We start from the raw sequence: 15,275 nt of genomic DNA, 5'->3' as shown, positions 1-15,275 counted from the left end.
GATGAAGATATTCAAAGAACCAAAGCTATATGTGAATAGTTGGCGCTTTCTAAATATAGGCTTCCTGCTGCATTTATGGATTATTTCCGATACAACAGTGCATTCTTTCATCCTGATTCTCCTTTTACTGATCATGACAAGTTTACGGTGGCGCTTTACCTTTCCGGCTTGGTCCGTATTACTGGATACGATGATATGCCTCTTGTTTTTCCAGAGTACGGTTATTAGTTTCTATGGATTAGCATTGCCTATTTTTGAACTTTCGTTAAAGAAAAGATGGTTATTATCTCTTTTATTCTTTACGGGGGTATTCTTTCCGTCCTCCCCTGGGAACTTGTTGTTTTGGTTTTATTTGCAGGCATTATTTTTTGGTGTCTTCTCATCTATTACATTAAAAAATCAAGAGATAGATAGATTAGAAGCAGATGAGCTGCGCCGGGAGAGGTATGAGCTAGAAAGAATAAAGAATGGTTTATTAGAAGCTAATCAATCGATTTATCAAGAAGCAGAAATCATGGAAAGGTATCGGATATCAAGAGAACTACACGATCATTTAGGCCATGATTTAACGGGTGCATCACTAGCTATACAGGCTTATGAGTTGGTGGAGGACCCTCAAGAAGCACAGCAACTGATGCAAGAAGTTAGAAACCGTTTAGAGCGTAGTACGAAAACCTTAAGGGATACCGTCCATAATATGACCCCCATTACATGGATTGGTGTGGAAAATTTAGAGAATATTGTGCAAAACTATCAACAGGTCGCAGTCAATTTTCAAAAATCGGGCAATATGCAACTCGTTCTAGCCCATATCTGGAAGCTATTAGAGGCTTGTTTAAAGGAAACGCTAACGAATGTATCCCGACACAGTAATGCGACAAAAGTGAAGGTAGATTTACAGGTGACAGAAACGATTGTGCGTCTCTCCATTCAGGATAATGGTACCATTAGTAAATCGAGTCATACAGGAAGTGGATTAAGGAGCCTACAAATGCGATCCCGTGCTATGGGAGGGAGCTTATCTATTAGTCGAGAGAATGGTTTTCTAGTTGTTTGTGTTATTCCATTAGATAAAGAGAGGGTAAACAAATGAAGGTTCTAATTGTTGATGATGATCCACTTGTTTGTCAAAGTTTACAGTTACTCTTAGGAAAAGAAAAGGATTTGACAGTTGTTCATATCGCTGCAAATGGGCAAGAAGCGATTGAATGTTGTCAAAAAGAACAACCAGATGTAATTTTAATGGATATCCAAATGCCCTTGATGGATGGCATTGAGAGCACAAGGAAAATAAAAAAACAATGGCCATCGATACAAATTATGATGTTAACTACATTTCGCGATGAGAAAAATATTAGACTCGCATTAAAGGCTGGAGCAGAGGGCTATTTATTAAAGTCTGCTTCCATTGAAAGCATGGCTGATCAAATCAAGGCGTTAAAACCAGGTTCGACGATCTTAGCTAATGATGTCTTAAAAACCATCATGGAACCTGATACAAAGGCATTGGAAGGTTTAACAGAAAGAGAAACAGATATTGCTGAACTAGTTGCTCAAGGCCTTTCGAATAAAGAAATAGCTGAACAACTTTTCCTTAGTGTAGGTACTGTGCGAAATATGCTCTCGGTCATTTTAGATAAATTAGAAATTCGAGATAGAACACAATTGGCGATTTATTACTGGCAAAGGAAGCAACAATGAAAAGACTGTTTCATGATTCACGAAATGAGGTGATCCAATGAAACAGTCTCTTCCTTTCATTACTTACCTTAATCGGGCTTGAGAATACTTAATGCCCTGAAGGAATAAAACCGGAATGATCCGTTTGATAGCCAATAATATCCGGTCGAGGGATCTCCTCCCATCTTTCGGGATTAACTTCATATACTTCCTTGGATGCTAATCCATAGAGCAGGCTTTGGATGCCTAGTGCATTCTGTCGAATATTATGACCTCGTGCACGTTGCCCCAGATTTCCATCACTCGTATTTCCAGACGTTTCAAAGAAAATAGATGGGTGACTATGATTCTCTTCGTTTAAGTTGTTATAGTTAAGCCCAAGCATCATAGCGGAGCTCACACCACCGTGAATATCAATTTCGGTAAAGCCATTACTACTGTTACCTGTCGTATATCGATCAATATTCGTATATCCATAATCTTTTATAGCATCATACACATATACTTGCATTTGTCGTGTAAGATCTTCATATAAGCCATCTTTAATGTTAGGTAGAGTTGGCCCATCAGGAGCTAATGAAATACCAAGCGACATCGTTATCGCTTCACCTGTTTCCGAATTGGTTTTTAACCCTTGATGGTGAATATCAATTCCGAAGTCTGGTTTTACATCTGCCCAGTAGCTGTACCAAGCTTTAGATTCAACTGCTTGAAATCCTCCTTCTACCCAATCTCGATTTAAATCAACTCTGTCACCGCTCTCCTTTAATAAAGTATGCCGAATATTCATTTCACTTCCATCAGGATTATACATAGGGATGAAATATAGAGTAAGTTCTTCTAACACTTTGCGGTATTCCGGTTTTTGGTTGCTAACATACATTTTAAGTAACTGCAAAGAAGCTTCCGTTCCATATGGCTCATTTCCGTGGATTCTCCCTTGTATCCACACTTTTTCTGGGCCATTTCCCATTTTGGCGACATATAAGTCGCGATTTTGCTCACTTTTGCTATATTCATAGCCTAAATCAGCTAACGTAAAAACTTCTAATTCACCTTTACTTCTTTTTTCCAGGGCTTTCAGTTCCTTGATCATCTCATCATACGTGATAATACTAGAAATATTCGTATTCCCTTCAGTAGATGGATATTTCCCCTTGACAAATACAGGAGAAGGAAAGATACTTAATAACAAACAGATACTCACTAATAAAATAAATAATTTACGCAAAAAAATTACCTCCCTTAAATATGGTTAAACGATAAGAATTGTTGAAATTAATCTAGCAATCAACCATTCTATTGGGAATAAGTATAATCCAATACATCAAAGTAAAATATCCCCAGATTGTCCTAATTTCATAGTTGACTAATAGGAAGTAACCGTTAAACAGGTATATGTCCCTGTGAAATTCTGGATCTACATTTTTCAGAAAGTTCAGATAATTAATTCTACCTATGAAAAAATGAAAAATGGTGAGAGAGAATAAGCTCTTTTACCAATTTTATAAAAGTAACATCGTGAAAAATGAATGAAACGACCTAATAACGTTTCGCGCGCTTTAAGCAGGAAGGGCATAGTTGGAAAAGAGAACAGGCAAACGATGAAAGGTAAAATAAATAAGAGCTTATCCCATGAGCCTATTGCTGTTGACAAATAAACCCTAACCATATTTCGCTACTTTTAATCATCGATATCCAGTCAGTCTTCTTTTAACAGAACAGTACTATTTGTTTATTTTTGTCAGGTTATCTAACGGTTTTATTTCCTCATTTATCTCAATCATGTAAATTAAACAAATAGATGTTTGTCTATCCATCTCCATCAAGATACCATCAACAAGCATAAGAACTTCTACATATTATGTGTCATTAACTCCCTAGATCCACTTAACAGCATTTTCGCACTATGGTGCAGTTCATCTATTGTTTATATTGCTTTTTGATTTCCCATTTTCAAGACTATGTCAATTTTCTAACTTTACAAGTAGTAAGGAGGCCTTCATGAATAAACCGGTTTTAGAAGTCAACGGATTACAAACCCATTTTTTTACTGATAATGGAGAAATTCCTGCGGTTGACAACGTGAGCTTTGCCATCCATAAAGGAGAAGTACTAGGCATTGTTGGAGAATCAGGATGTGGAAAAAGCGCTACTTCCCTTTCCGTTATGGGATTGGTGCCCAACCCTCCCGGCAAAATAGTCGGTGGTGAGATATTATTTAGACAGTTGGATTCTCTTGAAGAAGAAAATCTAGTAACCGTTAGTAAGAAGCGGATGAGACAAATAAGGGGAAATCAAATTGCTATGATATTCCAGGAGCCAATGACTTCCCTAGATCCACTTTTTACTATTGGTGATCAAATAATGGAAGCAATAAGAAATCACCAAAAAGTAACAAAAAAACAAGCAAGAGCAAAAGCAATCGAGATGTTAAAGCTTGTTGGTATTCCAAGAGCTGATCAAATTGTTGATGAGTTCCCACATCAGTTATCAGGAGGGATGCGACAGCGGGTGATGATCGCGATTTCGATGGTCTGTGATCCAGAAGTGCTGATTGCTGATGAACCGACGACCGCGTTAGATGTAACGATCCAAGCACAAATTTTAGAACTGATGAAAAAGCTCAATAAAGATAAAGGTACTGCGATTATGCTTATTACTCATGACCTCGGTGTGGTAGCAGAAATGTGTGACCGCGTCGTTGTTATGTACGCGGGGAAGGTGGTGGAAGAAGGAGATGTTCGCACCATCCTTCAATCACCGAAGCATCCATATACGCAAGGACTTATTCGTTCGTTACCAAAAATCAGCCAGCGGGAACAACGTTTATACTCCATACCTGGTCAAGTCCCGAAGCCAGGTTCTATTGAATTGGGATGCCGCTTTTCAGATCGTTGTCCACTGGTGTTTAAGCGATGTCGCCAGATAGACCCAGAGCTATTACAAATAAATGAGGGACACTCCTGTCGTTGCCTTCTCTATGAAAAGGAAGGAGAGGTTGCACATGTCTAATACACCTCTACTACAAGTAAAAGGCTTAAAGAAATATTTTGACATTACTGGTGGAGTGCTTGCGAGAAAAACAGGAGAAGTAAAAGCTGTCGATGGTGTTTCCTTCGATGTCTACGAAAAAGAAGTATTAGGCATCGTCGGGGAATCTGGTTGTGGAAAATCTACTACCGGTAAATCCTTACTCCGTTTAATAGATCCTACAGACGGACAAATCATTTTTGAAGATAAAGATATTACGAATTTGAAAGACAACGAAATGCGACAAGTGCGTAGGGATCTGCAAATTATTTTTCAGGATCCATATGCTTCGTTAAACCCACGCCATAAGATTGAAAAGATACTCAGTGAACCACTTATTGTGCATGGCATTGGTACAAAGAAAGAACGGAAACAGAAGGTAAGAGAAATACTAGAAGTTGTAGGCTTACCTGCTGAAGCCGCTTCTAGGTATCCGCATCAATTTAGTGGTGGACAGAGGCAGCGAATTGGTATTGCTCGGGCACTTATTCTGAATCCTAAGCTTATTATATGTGATGAGCCTGTTTCTGCCCTTGATGTTTCCGTTCAAGCACAGATCTTAAATTTAATGGAAGATTTACAGGAGCAATACGGCTTAACCTACATATTTATTGCGCACGATTTAAGCGTGGTCAAACATATTAGTCATCGTGTAGGAGTTATGTACCTTGGTCGAATGGTCGAATTAGCGAATAATGAATCATTATATGATGATCCGCTCCACCCTTATACGAGATCTTTATTATCCGCTGTTCCGGATCCAGATCCAGATTTTAAAAGAGAGAGAATTATTTTAGAAGGGGATGTACCAAGCCCTTCTAATCCACCATCAGGATGCGCCTTTCATACTCGCTGTCCGGAATGCATGGACATATGTAAACAAGTTAGACCAGAATTTCGGGAAATAAGGGATCAGCATTTTGTAGCATGTCATTTATACAACGAAAATACTGTCGATCAATAGCTGGCAGAACCCAAGTTGTTATATATAGAAAAATGAAATAGGAGGAAGACAAATGAAAAAAAGGGCTATTTGGATGTTATTACTTTCTTTGGTGCTTGTTATGTTGTTAGCAGCATGTAACGGGGATGACGCCGCTTCTACTAATGAGGAAGCCGACAATGATGTGAATGAAGTAGAAGATGATGGAAATGAGACAGCAGCTGATGAAGAATCTGGAGCAGAAGGCGGCACACTTATATTTGCTCGTGGCGGTGACTCACAAAGTCTTGACTTTGCAAGTACCCAAGATGGAGAAGCCTCGCGTGTTACCTTACAAATTTATGAATCATTGCTGAAATTTAGCGAAAATTCCTTTGAAGTGGAAGCTAGCCTTGCAGAAGATTGGGAAGTTTCCGATGATGATCGCACGTATACTTTCTATTTACGTGAAGGTGTGAAATTCCACGATGGAACAGATTTTAATGCAGAAGCAGTTAAGATCAACTTCGATCGCTGGTCTGACCCAGAAAGTGAATTCGCTTTTACGGACGATGATTATGTCTATAGCGTCTATGGAAACCAATTTGGAGGCTTCAAAGGTGATGAAGGACACATCATTGAAGAAATCAATGTGATCAACGATTATGAAATCGAATTCGTGTTAAAAGAGCCGTTTGGTGCATTTTTACAGAACATGGCAATGAGTTATTTTGCGATTACCTCACCTGCTGCTCTAGAAGAGTTTGGTCCTGATATAGACGAGAACCCTGTAGGTACAGGTCCTTTCCAATTTGTAAGTTGGGAGAGAGATGACAGGATTACGTTAGAAAAATTTGAGGATTATTGGATGGAAGGTTATCCGAAGCTTGACCAGGTTATTTTCCAAGTTATCCCTGATAATTCGGCTCGTCTAACTGCTTTACGATCAGGTGAAATTGACATTATGGACGGTCTTAATCCAGACGATTATGAAGCCATCCAAAATGAACCTGGACTACAAGTATTTGAACGCGAGACAAATAACGTCGGTTATCTTGGTTTCAACGTGGAAAAGGAGCCTTTTGGCGATCCATTGGTTCGTAAGGCAATGCACCATGCCGTAGATAAAGAAGAATTAATTACGCTTTTATTTGCTGGATTAGCGGAGCCAGCGAAAAATCCACTTCCACCAGCCTATCTCGGATACAATGACGACATTGAACCATATGAGTATGACCCTGAGTTGGCTAAAGAATTACTTGCAGAAGCAGGATATGAAGATGGTTTTGAGTTTGAATTATGGGCAATGCCGGTAGCACGTCCATATATGCCAGATGCAGAACGTGCCGCGGAAGTATTACAGGCGAAATTTGCGGACATCGGATTGACTGCAAGTATTGTTACCATGGAGTGGGCAACTTATTTAGATGAAGTGACCTTGGGATCTCAAGACGTTTATATGCTTGGATGGTCTGGTACAAATGGGGATTCTGATTATTTCCTAGGAAATTTATTAAGTACGGCTGGTATTCCTGAAAATAACTCCACTTTCTACTCTAATCCAGACGTTGATGCGTTGTTAGAAGAGGCAAGAACGACAGTTGATGAAGGAGAGCGCGATGCTCTTTATCAAGAAGCACTAGAATTAATTCATGAAGATACACCAATGATTCCTTTGGTCCACTCTGTTCCAGTTTTAGCTGGTAGTGACCGAGTGAATAACTATGTTCCGCACCTTTCAACAAGTGAGCCTTTAACTTTTGTCGAATTGACAGATTAATAGTAATACCTAATGGGGCAGTGTTGGAGAGATTTGATAGCAATCATTTCTCTCCTGCTTACATTATTCCTTTTTTTTGAATGAAAATGTGATGCTTATCACCAAAGTCTTACCGTATAGCTTTGTTTTTTCTCTTTATCAATTAACTAAATGAATATGAGTCCTAAAAGAATCCTTACATATGTTTAACGGAAGTTAGAGGTGAACGCTATGCTTGCTTATACCATGCGAAGATTGCTTATGCTTATTCCGGTTTTACTAGGGATGTCGATTGTTACCTTCTCCATTATTTATCTCATACCTGGAAACCCGGCAAGAGTCATTTTGGGAGATCAAGCAACAGCAACTGCTTTGGCAAATTTAGAAGAACAATTAGGATTGAATGAACCTTTTTATGTTCAATATTTTAGTTATCTCCTGGATATTCTCAAAGGAGATCTGGGCACATCACTTCGAACAAATAATTCCATTTCATCGGAATTGTGGCCTCATTTAGCTGCAACAATGGAACTGACTGTTTTTGCTATGGTATTCGCAGTAGTAATAGGAGTAAATGCAGGAATAATTAGTGCGTGGAAACAAAATTCTTGGTTCGATTATTTATCGATGATTATTGCACTAATAGGAGTATCGATGCCGATCTTTTGGCTAGGCTTGATGCAACAATGGGTTTTTTCGCAAGAATTGGGTTGGTTACCTGCCTTTGGAAGAGGAGATCCACGCGATCCGGTGGAAACAACCACCTATTTCTATTTAATCGATACATTGATTAGTGGTAGGCCTGATCAATGGTGGACATCCTTTAAACACCTAGTACTGCCTGGTATCGCCTTAGGTACCATTCCGATGGCAATTATTGCTCGGATGACGAGGTCCAGTATGCTTGAAGTCTTACGGTCCGATTATATCCGAACGATACAAGCAAAAGGCTCTGGAACGTTATCTGTTATTTATCGGCATGGATTCAAAAATGCAGTTATTCCCGTACTTACAGTTGTTGGTCTACAAACAGGCACATTGCTTGGCGGAGCGATATTAACGGAAACAATTTTCAGCTGGCCTGGAATCGGTAGATATGTGTATGAGGCCATTAGCACGCGTGATTATCCCGTAATTCAGTCAGGTATTCTGGTAATTGCTTTTCTATTTGTCATGATTAATTTAATTGTCGATTTACTCTACAGCTATATTGATCCTCGGATTAAATACTAAGTAAAGGGGGATACGATGGTGGAACCAGCAACAGAATTAAATAAAAAAGCTCCGATACCAGAGCCGGAAAAACGGGAATCTCAAACTGACAGTATAGAGGCCGTTTCTCCATGGAAAGATGCTTACAGACAGTTGAAAAAAAATAAATTAGCCGTGGTAGGAACCTTTATTATCTTATTTTTTTTAATAGTAGCTATTACTGCACCGCTACTGACACCGTATGAATCTGATGCTATTAATGTTGGCGATCGTCTTTCTGGTCCTTCTGCCGATCATTGGTTTGGAACAGATGACTTAGGTCGTGATATTTTTACTCGTATTGTCTTTGGTGCTAGAATCTCATTAATGGTTGGATTTTTTGCTGTAACTGGAGCAGTCATTTTTGGTACTTTCCTCGGTATCATTGCGGGTTATTTTGGTAGAAGAATTGATATGTTGATCTCCCGTATTTTTGATATTTTACTAGCCTTCCCAAGTATTTTATTAGCGATTGCTATCGTTGCGATACTGGGGCCATCTCTACAGAATGCCCTAATTGCAATCGCCATTATTAATATTCCGATATTTGGGCGTCTTGTCCGGTCAAAGGTAATTTCGATCAGACAAGAGGAGTATATCATGGCAGCAAAAGCCCAAGGAATGAAAAATGGTCGAATTCTTTTTCACCATGTCCTTCCTAACAGTATTGCGCCAATCATCGTCCAAGCAACACTCAGTTTTGGTACTGCGATTCTAGAGGCTGCTGCACTAGGGTTTCTCGGTTTAGGTGCACAGGCTCCTACTCCTGAATGGGGAAAGATGCTGTCTGATTCTAGGCAGTATATCCAAAGCGCTCCATGGACTGTGCTTTTTCCGGGGGTTTCGATCATTCTAGTGGTGTTAGGTTTTAACATGATTGGGGATGGATTAAGAGATGCCCTCGATCCAAAGATGAAGAGCTAACAGGGCATTTTGCAGGCCAATCGAATAGCCATCATTAATGACTAGTAATGAGTCGTTAATGTAATTAGAGCAGTGGGCATGTAATAAAGACGCGTAAGAGAGTAGTTTACAAAGAGTATGGGGCAGTTAAAGTCTGCCCCCTATCACCTTCGAATAAAGAGGTTTAAATAGAAAGGACGGATTCTTTTCTATTTTCTAGTTTACGGTATACAAGCGCAATCAGCAATGCCGGTAATGAACAAGCAACCATACCGATAAAAGCATATCTTGGTTCTATTTCATATAGATAGCCACCGAAAATGGTAAACACGGCAGTACTCCAGCTAAGTGCGAAAGCAGAATACATACCTTGTGCCTTCGGTATCTGTGCATGTGGCATGTTATTGATTAAGTATTTCATAAAGGCATAATGCCCCATTGCGAATGAACATGCATGTAAGGTTTGCGCAATACTAAAAACAATCACGTTTGGAAAGGTGAATACTAATATCCAACGAATAGTGGATCCTAAGGCAGCAATTGCTAGCAATGATCCAACTGAATACTTATTAAAGTGTTTATCCGCAATCGCGAAAAAGATTATTTCGGCAATAACGGCAATATTGATAATGACACCGATTAGATATACAGGTGTGTGAATATCCTGTAAGAAGATGTAGCCATAATTATAGTAAGTTGCATGTGCAGCCTGTAATAAAATAACAATAATCAGTACTAAGCCAAAGTGTTTGATCCGGAACAAGGATAACAGCCTTACCTTTTTTGTTTGGCCTGTCTTTGGTTTGACTGACAAAATAGCTGGTGCTTGCATAAGGCCCAGATACAAAAAGCCAATAATGCCAAGTAAAAGTGCCCAAAAGATAATTTCCTCACCAAAAATACCAGTGAAAATGGTTAAAATCATACCGATCGAGACAAATCCAATCGATCCCCATTGTCTGCTTTTTCCGTAGTGCTGTAATTGTTTATTTTGTACAAGGATACTAGCGACACTATCCAATGCAGGCATTAAAGTTGGGTAGAAAATGTGTAAAAGGATTGTCACGACTAGTAAACTATTAAAAGAGTTAGCTGGAATATAACAAAGTAGAGCAATTATTGTACCGATTCCTGTAATATTTAATAGTGTCTTACTGCTGACCTTTTCTGAAAAATAAGGAAAGGCAAATAATGTGGACAAGCCTCTTGCAATTAAACCACAGCTCATGATTAAACTAGCCTGTGAGACTGTGATTCCTTTTGTATAAATCATCCACCCTGACCAATAAGGTAGAAATATCCCCCATGTCAGATAAAAACTAAAAAACTGGTTACTCATCCATCTTTGTGTATTCATTGATATCCCCCTCAGCATTTGCATGGTATCATGGAAATAGAATTAAATAATATGAGATATCTCCTATTTTGAGGTGGAATATGGAAATTTACAAAGGTGAAAAAAAGCGGTTGTTTTTGGAACATAACTCAATAGGGCATCTATTTTCAATTCCAGTTGAAGAATTTACGGAAGTTCGCGAATACCAGCGAGATGAATGGATTATTCAAGAGGGTTTTAGACCGGAGTTTTTGTTTTATGTAATAGAAGGAAAAGCCAAAATATATGTAACACATCAAAATGGGAAAGTTTCGTTAATAAATTTTATCAATGCCAAGGATTACATCGGAGAAATGGAATTATTAAATGATGTGTATTATACAAAGGGCATTCAAGCATCAACCAAAATGATTTGCCTTGCGCTTCCCTTCCATAGATATCGTACACAACTATTGAATGATGTAAAGTTTCTAGGTGAATTAACAAAATTTTTAAGTGTAAAATCTACGCTTATGGCAACAAAGTATTCACAAAGTCTCGCTTTCCCTCTTGAGAACAGGCTAGCAGATTTTATTTTACAAACTGCTGATAAAGGGATTTATAAGGAGAAACACGTTACAGTATGTGATTATTTAGGTGTCTCCTATCGGCACTTATTGCATGTCCTTACACAATTTTGTGAGAAAAATTACTTGCAAAAGGTGGGCAGGAACTATCAAATTAAGCAGTATGATTCCTTATGTGAGTTGGCGGGAGTGTTGAAGATTAAATAACTACTTATCACACATACATTGCAGATAACCTACTTGCATAGTTGTTTTTAATGGGATTATAACATGATCACACAGCTTGTGTGCATGTCCTCTAAGACGATCTTAAGGTAGTAGAAATCTCTTGCAAATTGAGACTCAATAGCAAGAAAGTCCTCTAGTCATATCACAACTAGAGGACTCTCCTCCTAAATTAATTATTCGGTGAATAAAATGTTCCTTCTACCTCGAAGATGTCATCTTGATTTAAACGATCGACTTCCACAATTGTACGTGGCGGGTATGGACCGTCTCCCCATAACTCCTCTTGTACTTCATTTACAAGTGGACGGTAACGGAACATATCAGTAACATAAACGACAATACGAGCAGCATCTTTAAGACTTGCTCCTTCTGATTCTGCGATAAGCTCCATGTTTTTAAAAGCTTGTCGAATTCGTTCTTTTGGATCGTCAATTAGCGTATTTGTTTCAGGGTCAATTCCACGCATTCCAGCTACAAAAACTTTGTCACCAGCATAAGTTCCAAGATTCCATGTTCCTGTTGGTTCAATAGCCCCTTCAGGAGAAAGAGTTTTCACACCTTTAGATGTAGTATCTTTTTTCTTGTTAGGCTTAGACTTTTCCTCTGGCGCATAGAAGGTACCTTCTACTTCGACAATATCATCCTGGTTGAGACGGTCAACCTCGATAATCGTACGTGGTGGGTAAGGGCCATCTCCCCATAATTCCTCCTGTACCTCATTTACAATTGGGCGATAGCGGTACATATCCGTTACATACACGACAAGGCGAGTTGCATCCTGTAGACTTGCTCCTTCTGATTCGGCAATAAGTTCCATATTTTTGAATGCTTGTCGCACCCTTTCTTTAGGGTCTTCCACTATTTCATTGGTATCAGGATCAATACCACGCATGCCAGCAATATATACGAAATCTCCTACACGAGTACCAAGATCCCAAGTTCCTGTTGGGTTGATCGCTCCTTCAGGAGAAAGAGTTTTCACTCCATTGGGAGACTCCTTCGATTTCATAATAGACACAGGGGTTAAAGCAAACAAAAGGACTACAAATAATAAAAATGTCACTATACTATAACGTTGTATCCTGCTTTTCTTGTTCATTTCTTACTCCTCCTTTTTAAAATTGAATTATGGACTGAGGATTTTCCTCAGACTCAAAAAAAGACTTATATAATAGGTCTTTTTTCTTATTTATGTATAACAAAATCGAATTATATCATAAACTTTTTTCTTTTTAAAATGTTATGTTTCATTGGTATATATGTTCCGTCAATAGCTTGAACATAAACTTTTCTCTTTACAAATTGTCATAAATTAATTAGTATTAACTAGTGCAATTTATCTATTAAATACTATGTAATGTGATTTTCTCAAGTTCAGTGTATTCATACAACTTAGGAGGAGAAACATATGGAGCACCCTGAGAGCTATAATAAGCCCAATATAAAAAAGAGCAAGCAAGGCTTCCGTTTAAAAGGTAAGTTTAAAGTAGCAACAACCATTAAAAATCGATTAATTTTTTCCTTTTTGGTAATTTTACTATTACCGACTACCATCTTAGGTTATTTTTCCTATCAAAAGGCAAATGAAGAAATCACGAATCAAATCGTTGATAGTACGAATAATTCAGTTGCCTTTATAGATAGTCAGTTAAATCAACTCATTGAGACTAGTATAGAGGATTTGAATTATCTCTCCAACACGCTTAAAGATAATATGGTAGATGGTATGGATAGTCCAGAAATTAGAAGTATTATGGACCCGATTAAAGCTGTTAAGAAAGAATATGATCATGTTCAATATGTGACAGGTGATGGTCAGTTATTAAATTCTCCACAGCAGGAATTTAGTGATGATTTTGATGTTCGGGAGCGTGCTTGGTATCAAGATGCTTTAGCAAACCCTGGAACAGCACTAGTAAACAGTCCTATCATTAGTCAAGACGGAAAAATAATTGTTGTTCCGTCCAAGGCTGCTGAGGATGGAATTGGCGTAGTCAGTATTGTATTAAGCCTCTCTAACCTTGCAGAGCAAGTAAATGACATACAAATAGGGCAAAATGGATATGTTTTGATTTTAGATGAGGATGGAAAGTATCTAACTCATCCAACAAAAGAAATTGGAACGGAAAGTGACGAACCATTTGTCAATCAAGTTATTAATGAGCAATCTGGAAATCTTACCTTTGAATCTAATGGCATATCTGAAATGGCTATATTCACAACCAATGAACAAACTGGATGGAAAATAGTTGGTATCATTGATAGAGATGAAATAGCTAAAGCGAGCCAAGGCATCTATGTGACAACAGTTGTACTGATCATTATTTCGTTAGTAGTTGGAATGATTATAGTATTTGGAATTATTCGTTCTATTCATATTCCTCTAAGCAGATTAATGAAAGCAACGAAGAAGGTAGCAGATGGGGATCTACGAGAAGAAGTGGCAATTTCCTCACAGGATGAATTAGGGCAATTGTCCGATTCAGTCAATCAAATGACGAAAAACTTGCGTAACTTGATTGGCCAAGTACAGCAAAATTCTGAAGAAGTATCATCGGCATCAGAGGAATTATCTGCGAGTGCTGAGCAAACACAGCAAACTGCTGAGCATATTTCTACAGCGATACAAGAAATTGCTGCTGGAGCAGAGATACAAGTAAACAATGCAACAGACTTTGCTGAGGCAACAACAGAAATTTCTGGCAGAATGGAACAAGCAGCGAATAACGTTAATCAGGTTACACAATTAACCAATAACACTAGTGAGAAGGCAATTGATGGAAATGCAGTTGTAGCTAAGACTGTTGCGCAAATGAATTTGATTCAAAACACTGTTCAACATACGTCAGAAGTAGTGAACTCATTAGGTGAAAAAACAAGTGAGATTAGCAATATTGTTACGCTCATCACAGATATAGCTGGTCAAACAAACTTGTTAGCACTGAATGCAGCTATTGAAGCGGCACGTGCTGGTAAAGATGGGGAAGGATTTGCCGTTGTTGCAGATGAAGTAAGAAAATTAGCTGAACAATCAGGTGAAGCAGCAGGAAAAATAAAGAGCATTATTCAAGAAGTGCAGTCAGAGGCGGATAATGCGGTACAATCTATTGAGGAAGGAACCTCTGTCGTTAACGAAGGGCTTGAAATGGTTCAGTTAACAGGGGAGACCTTTAAGGATATTACGGAATCAATAGAGCAGATCGCTACTAAAGCATTAGAAGTTTCTAACATTGTGAAACATGTGAATGGTAGTTCACAGAATATGGCTAAAATGGTAGAGGGAGTGTCAGAGGTTGCACAACAAGCTGCCGGAAATACACAAAATGTAGCTGCCTCCACAGAACAACAAAATGCTTCTATGGAAGAAGTTTCGGGCTCTGCTGAGACATTAAGCAAGATGGCACAAGAACTTAAAAATGTGATAGGAAAATTTAAATATTAAAGGGTAAAGAACGTTGATGACCGATATCAACGTTCTTTTATTATGGCTCTAAAATATATGTTGGGGTACTGATAATTTTCTGATAACTTTTTAGGCATAAAAAAACACGCAATCTCCTAATTTTGTTAGACTTTGTTTAGACCAAAAAACAAACC

Annotated in this window: 12 protein-coding genes; 9 read left to right on the top strand and 3 right to left on the bottom strand. The window is 38.4% G+C overall.

The annotated features are described in order from the left end of the window. Position 1: 1 nt before the first annotated feature. Together ACTNEP_RS18835 and ACTNEP_RS18830 are read left to right on the top strand one after the other, a co-directional pair. On the top strand, positions 2–1,093 hold the full coding sequence (locus tag ACTNEP_RS18835; protein WP_441163505.1) for a sensor histidine kinase: 1,092 nt from the start codon (positions 2–4) through the stop codon (positions 1,091–1,093). Continuing rightward, entirely contained in the window at positions 1,090–1,701 is a 612-nt protein-coding gene (locus ACTNEP_RS18830; protein WP_441163504.1) for a response regulator, read from the top strand. Before ACTNEP_RS18835 ends, ACTNEP_RS18830 begins: the two co-directional genes overlap by 4 nt. 88 nt (positions 1,702–1,789) lie before the next feature. Here ACTNEP_RS18830 and ACTNEP_RS18825 read toward each other — a convergent pair whose 3' ends face one another. Then, positions 1,790–2,911, bottom strand: coding sequence for a M14 family zinc carboxypeptidase (locus ACTNEP_RS18825; protein ID WP_441163503.1), 1,122 nt, complete (start codon positions 2,909–2,911; stop codon positions 1,790–1,792). 773 nt (positions 2,912–3,684) lie between these two features. Here ACTNEP_RS18825 and ACTNEP_RS18820 point away from each other — a divergent pair. From ACTNEP_RS18820 to ACTNEP_RS18800, 5 genes are all read left to right on the top strand, one after another. Next, on the top strand, positions 3,685–4,695 hold the full coding sequence (locus tag ACTNEP_RS18820; protein WP_441163502.1) for an ABC transporter ATP-binding protein: 1,011 nt from the start codon (positions 3,685–3,687) through the stop codon (positions 4,693–4,695). Then, entirely contained in the window at positions 4,688–5,677 is a 990-nt protein-coding gene (locus ACTNEP_RS18815) for an ABC transporter ATP-binding protein (RefSeq protein ID WP_441163501.1), read from the top strand. Before ACTNEP_RS18820 ends, ACTNEP_RS18815 begins: the two co-directional genes overlap by 8 nt. A 52-nt stretch (positions 5,678–5,729) precedes the next feature. After that, positions 5,730–7,415, top strand: coding sequence for an ABC transporter substrate-binding protein (locus ACTNEP_RS18810; RefSeq protein ID WP_441163500.1), 1,686 nt, complete (start codon positions 5,730–5,732; stop codon positions 7,413–7,415). Between the two features lie 210 nt (positions 7,416–7,625). After that, on the top strand, positions 7,626–8,627 hold the full coding sequence (locus ACTNEP_RS18805) for an ABC transporter permease (RefSeq protein ID WP_441163499.1): 1,002 nt from the start codon (positions 7,626–7,628) through the stop codon (positions 8,625–8,627). 15 nt (positions 8,628–8,642) lie between these two features. Further along, positions 8,643–9,569, top strand: a complete 927-nt coding sequence (locus ACTNEP_RS18800) for an ABC transporter permease (RefSeq protein WP_441163498.1) — start codon at positions 8,643–8,645, stop codon at positions 9,567–9,569. Positions 9,570–9,732: 163 nt separating this feature from the next. Here ACTNEP_RS18800 and ACTNEP_RS18795 read toward each other — a convergent pair whose 3' ends face one another. Further along, entirely contained in the window at positions 9,733–10,905 is a 1,173-nt protein-coding gene (locus tag ACTNEP_RS18795; RefSeq protein WP_441163497.1) for an MFS transporter, read from the bottom strand. 80 nt (positions 10,906–10,985) lie between these two features. Here ACTNEP_RS18795 and yeiL point away from each other — a divergent pair, with 80 nt between their 5' ends. Next, positions 10,986–11,657 (top strand): transcriptional regulator YeiL, encoded by a 672-nt coding sequence (gene yeiL / locus ACTNEP_RS18790; RefSeq protein ID WP_441163496.1) that lies wholly within the window; start codon positions 10,986–10,988, stop codon positions 11,655–11,657. 190 nt (positions 11,658–11,847) lie between these two features. Here yeiL and ACTNEP_RS18785 read toward each other — a convergent pair whose 3' ends face one another. After that, positions 11,848–12,777 (bottom strand): RidA family protein, encoded by a 930-nt coding sequence (locus tag ACTNEP_RS18785; RefSeq protein ID WP_441163495.1) that lies wholly within the window; start codon positions 12,775–12,777, stop codon positions 11,848–11,850. A 309-nt stretch (positions 12,778–13,086) separates the two neighbouring features. Between ACTNEP_RS18785 and ACTNEP_RS18780 the strand changes: the two genes are divergently transcribed. Continuing rightward, the gene (locus ACTNEP_RS18780) at positions 13,087–15,120 is read left to right on the top strand and encodes a methyl-accepting chemotaxis protein (RefSeq protein WP_441163494.1); all 2,034 of its coding nucleotides are present in this window, start codon (positions 13,087–13,089) and stop codon (positions 15,118–15,120) included. Positions 15,121–15,275: the final 155 nt, after the last annotated feature.

The organism is Gracilibacillus sp. HCP3S3_G5_2, assembly GCF_052063305.1.
In the GTDB taxonomy this organism is placed as follows: Bacteria; Bacillota; Bacilli; order Bacillales; family Amphibacillaceae; genus Gracilibacillus.
The sequence above is the reverse complement of the archived record's forward strand: the minus strand, read 5'-3'. Positions and strand labels throughout refer to the sequence as shown.

Coding starts and splice junctions, on each gene's coding strand:
- ACTNEP_RS18835 (WP_441163505.1), top strand. CDS start 2: ATGAAGATATTCAAAGAACCAAAGCTATATGTGAATAGTTGGCGCTTT.
- ACTNEP_RS18830 (WP_441163504.1), top strand. CDS start 1,090: ATGAAGGTTCTAATTGTTGATGATGATCCACTTGTTTGTCAAAGTTTA.
- ACTNEP_RS18820 (WP_441163502.1), top strand. CDS start 3,685: ATGAATAAACCGGTTTTAGAAGTCAACGGATTACAAACCCATTTTTTT.
- ACTNEP_RS18815 (WP_441163501.1), top strand. CDS start 4,688: ATGTCTAATACACCTCTACTACAAGTAAAAGGCTTAAAGAAATATTTT.
- ACTNEP_RS18810 (WP_441163500.1), top strand. CDS start 5,730: ATGAAAAAAAGGGCTATTTGGATGTTATTACTTTCTTTGGTGCTTGTT.
- ACTNEP_RS18805 (WP_441163499.1), top strand. CDS start 7,626: ATGCTTGCTTATACCATGCGAAGATTGCTTATGCTTATTCCGGTTTTA.
- ACTNEP_RS18800 (WP_441163498.1), top strand. CDS start 8,643: ATGGTGGAACCAGCAACAGAATTAAATAAAAAAGCTCCGATACCAGAG.
- ACTNEP_RS18795 (WP_441163497.1), bottom strand. CDS start 10,905: ATGAATACACAAAGATGGATGAGTAACCAGTTTTTTAGTTTTTATCTG.
- yeiL (WP_441163496.1), top strand. CDS start 10,986: ATGGAAATTTACAAAGGTGAAAAAAAGCGGTTGTTTTTGGAACATAAC.
- ACTNEP_RS18785 (WP_441163495.1), bottom strand. CDS start 12,777: ATGAACAAGAAAAGCAGGATACAACGTTATAGTATAGTGACATTTTTA.
- ACTNEP_RS18780 (WP_441163494.1), top strand. CDS start 13,087: ATGGAGCACCCTGAGAGCTATAATAAGCCCAATATAAAAAAGAGCAAG.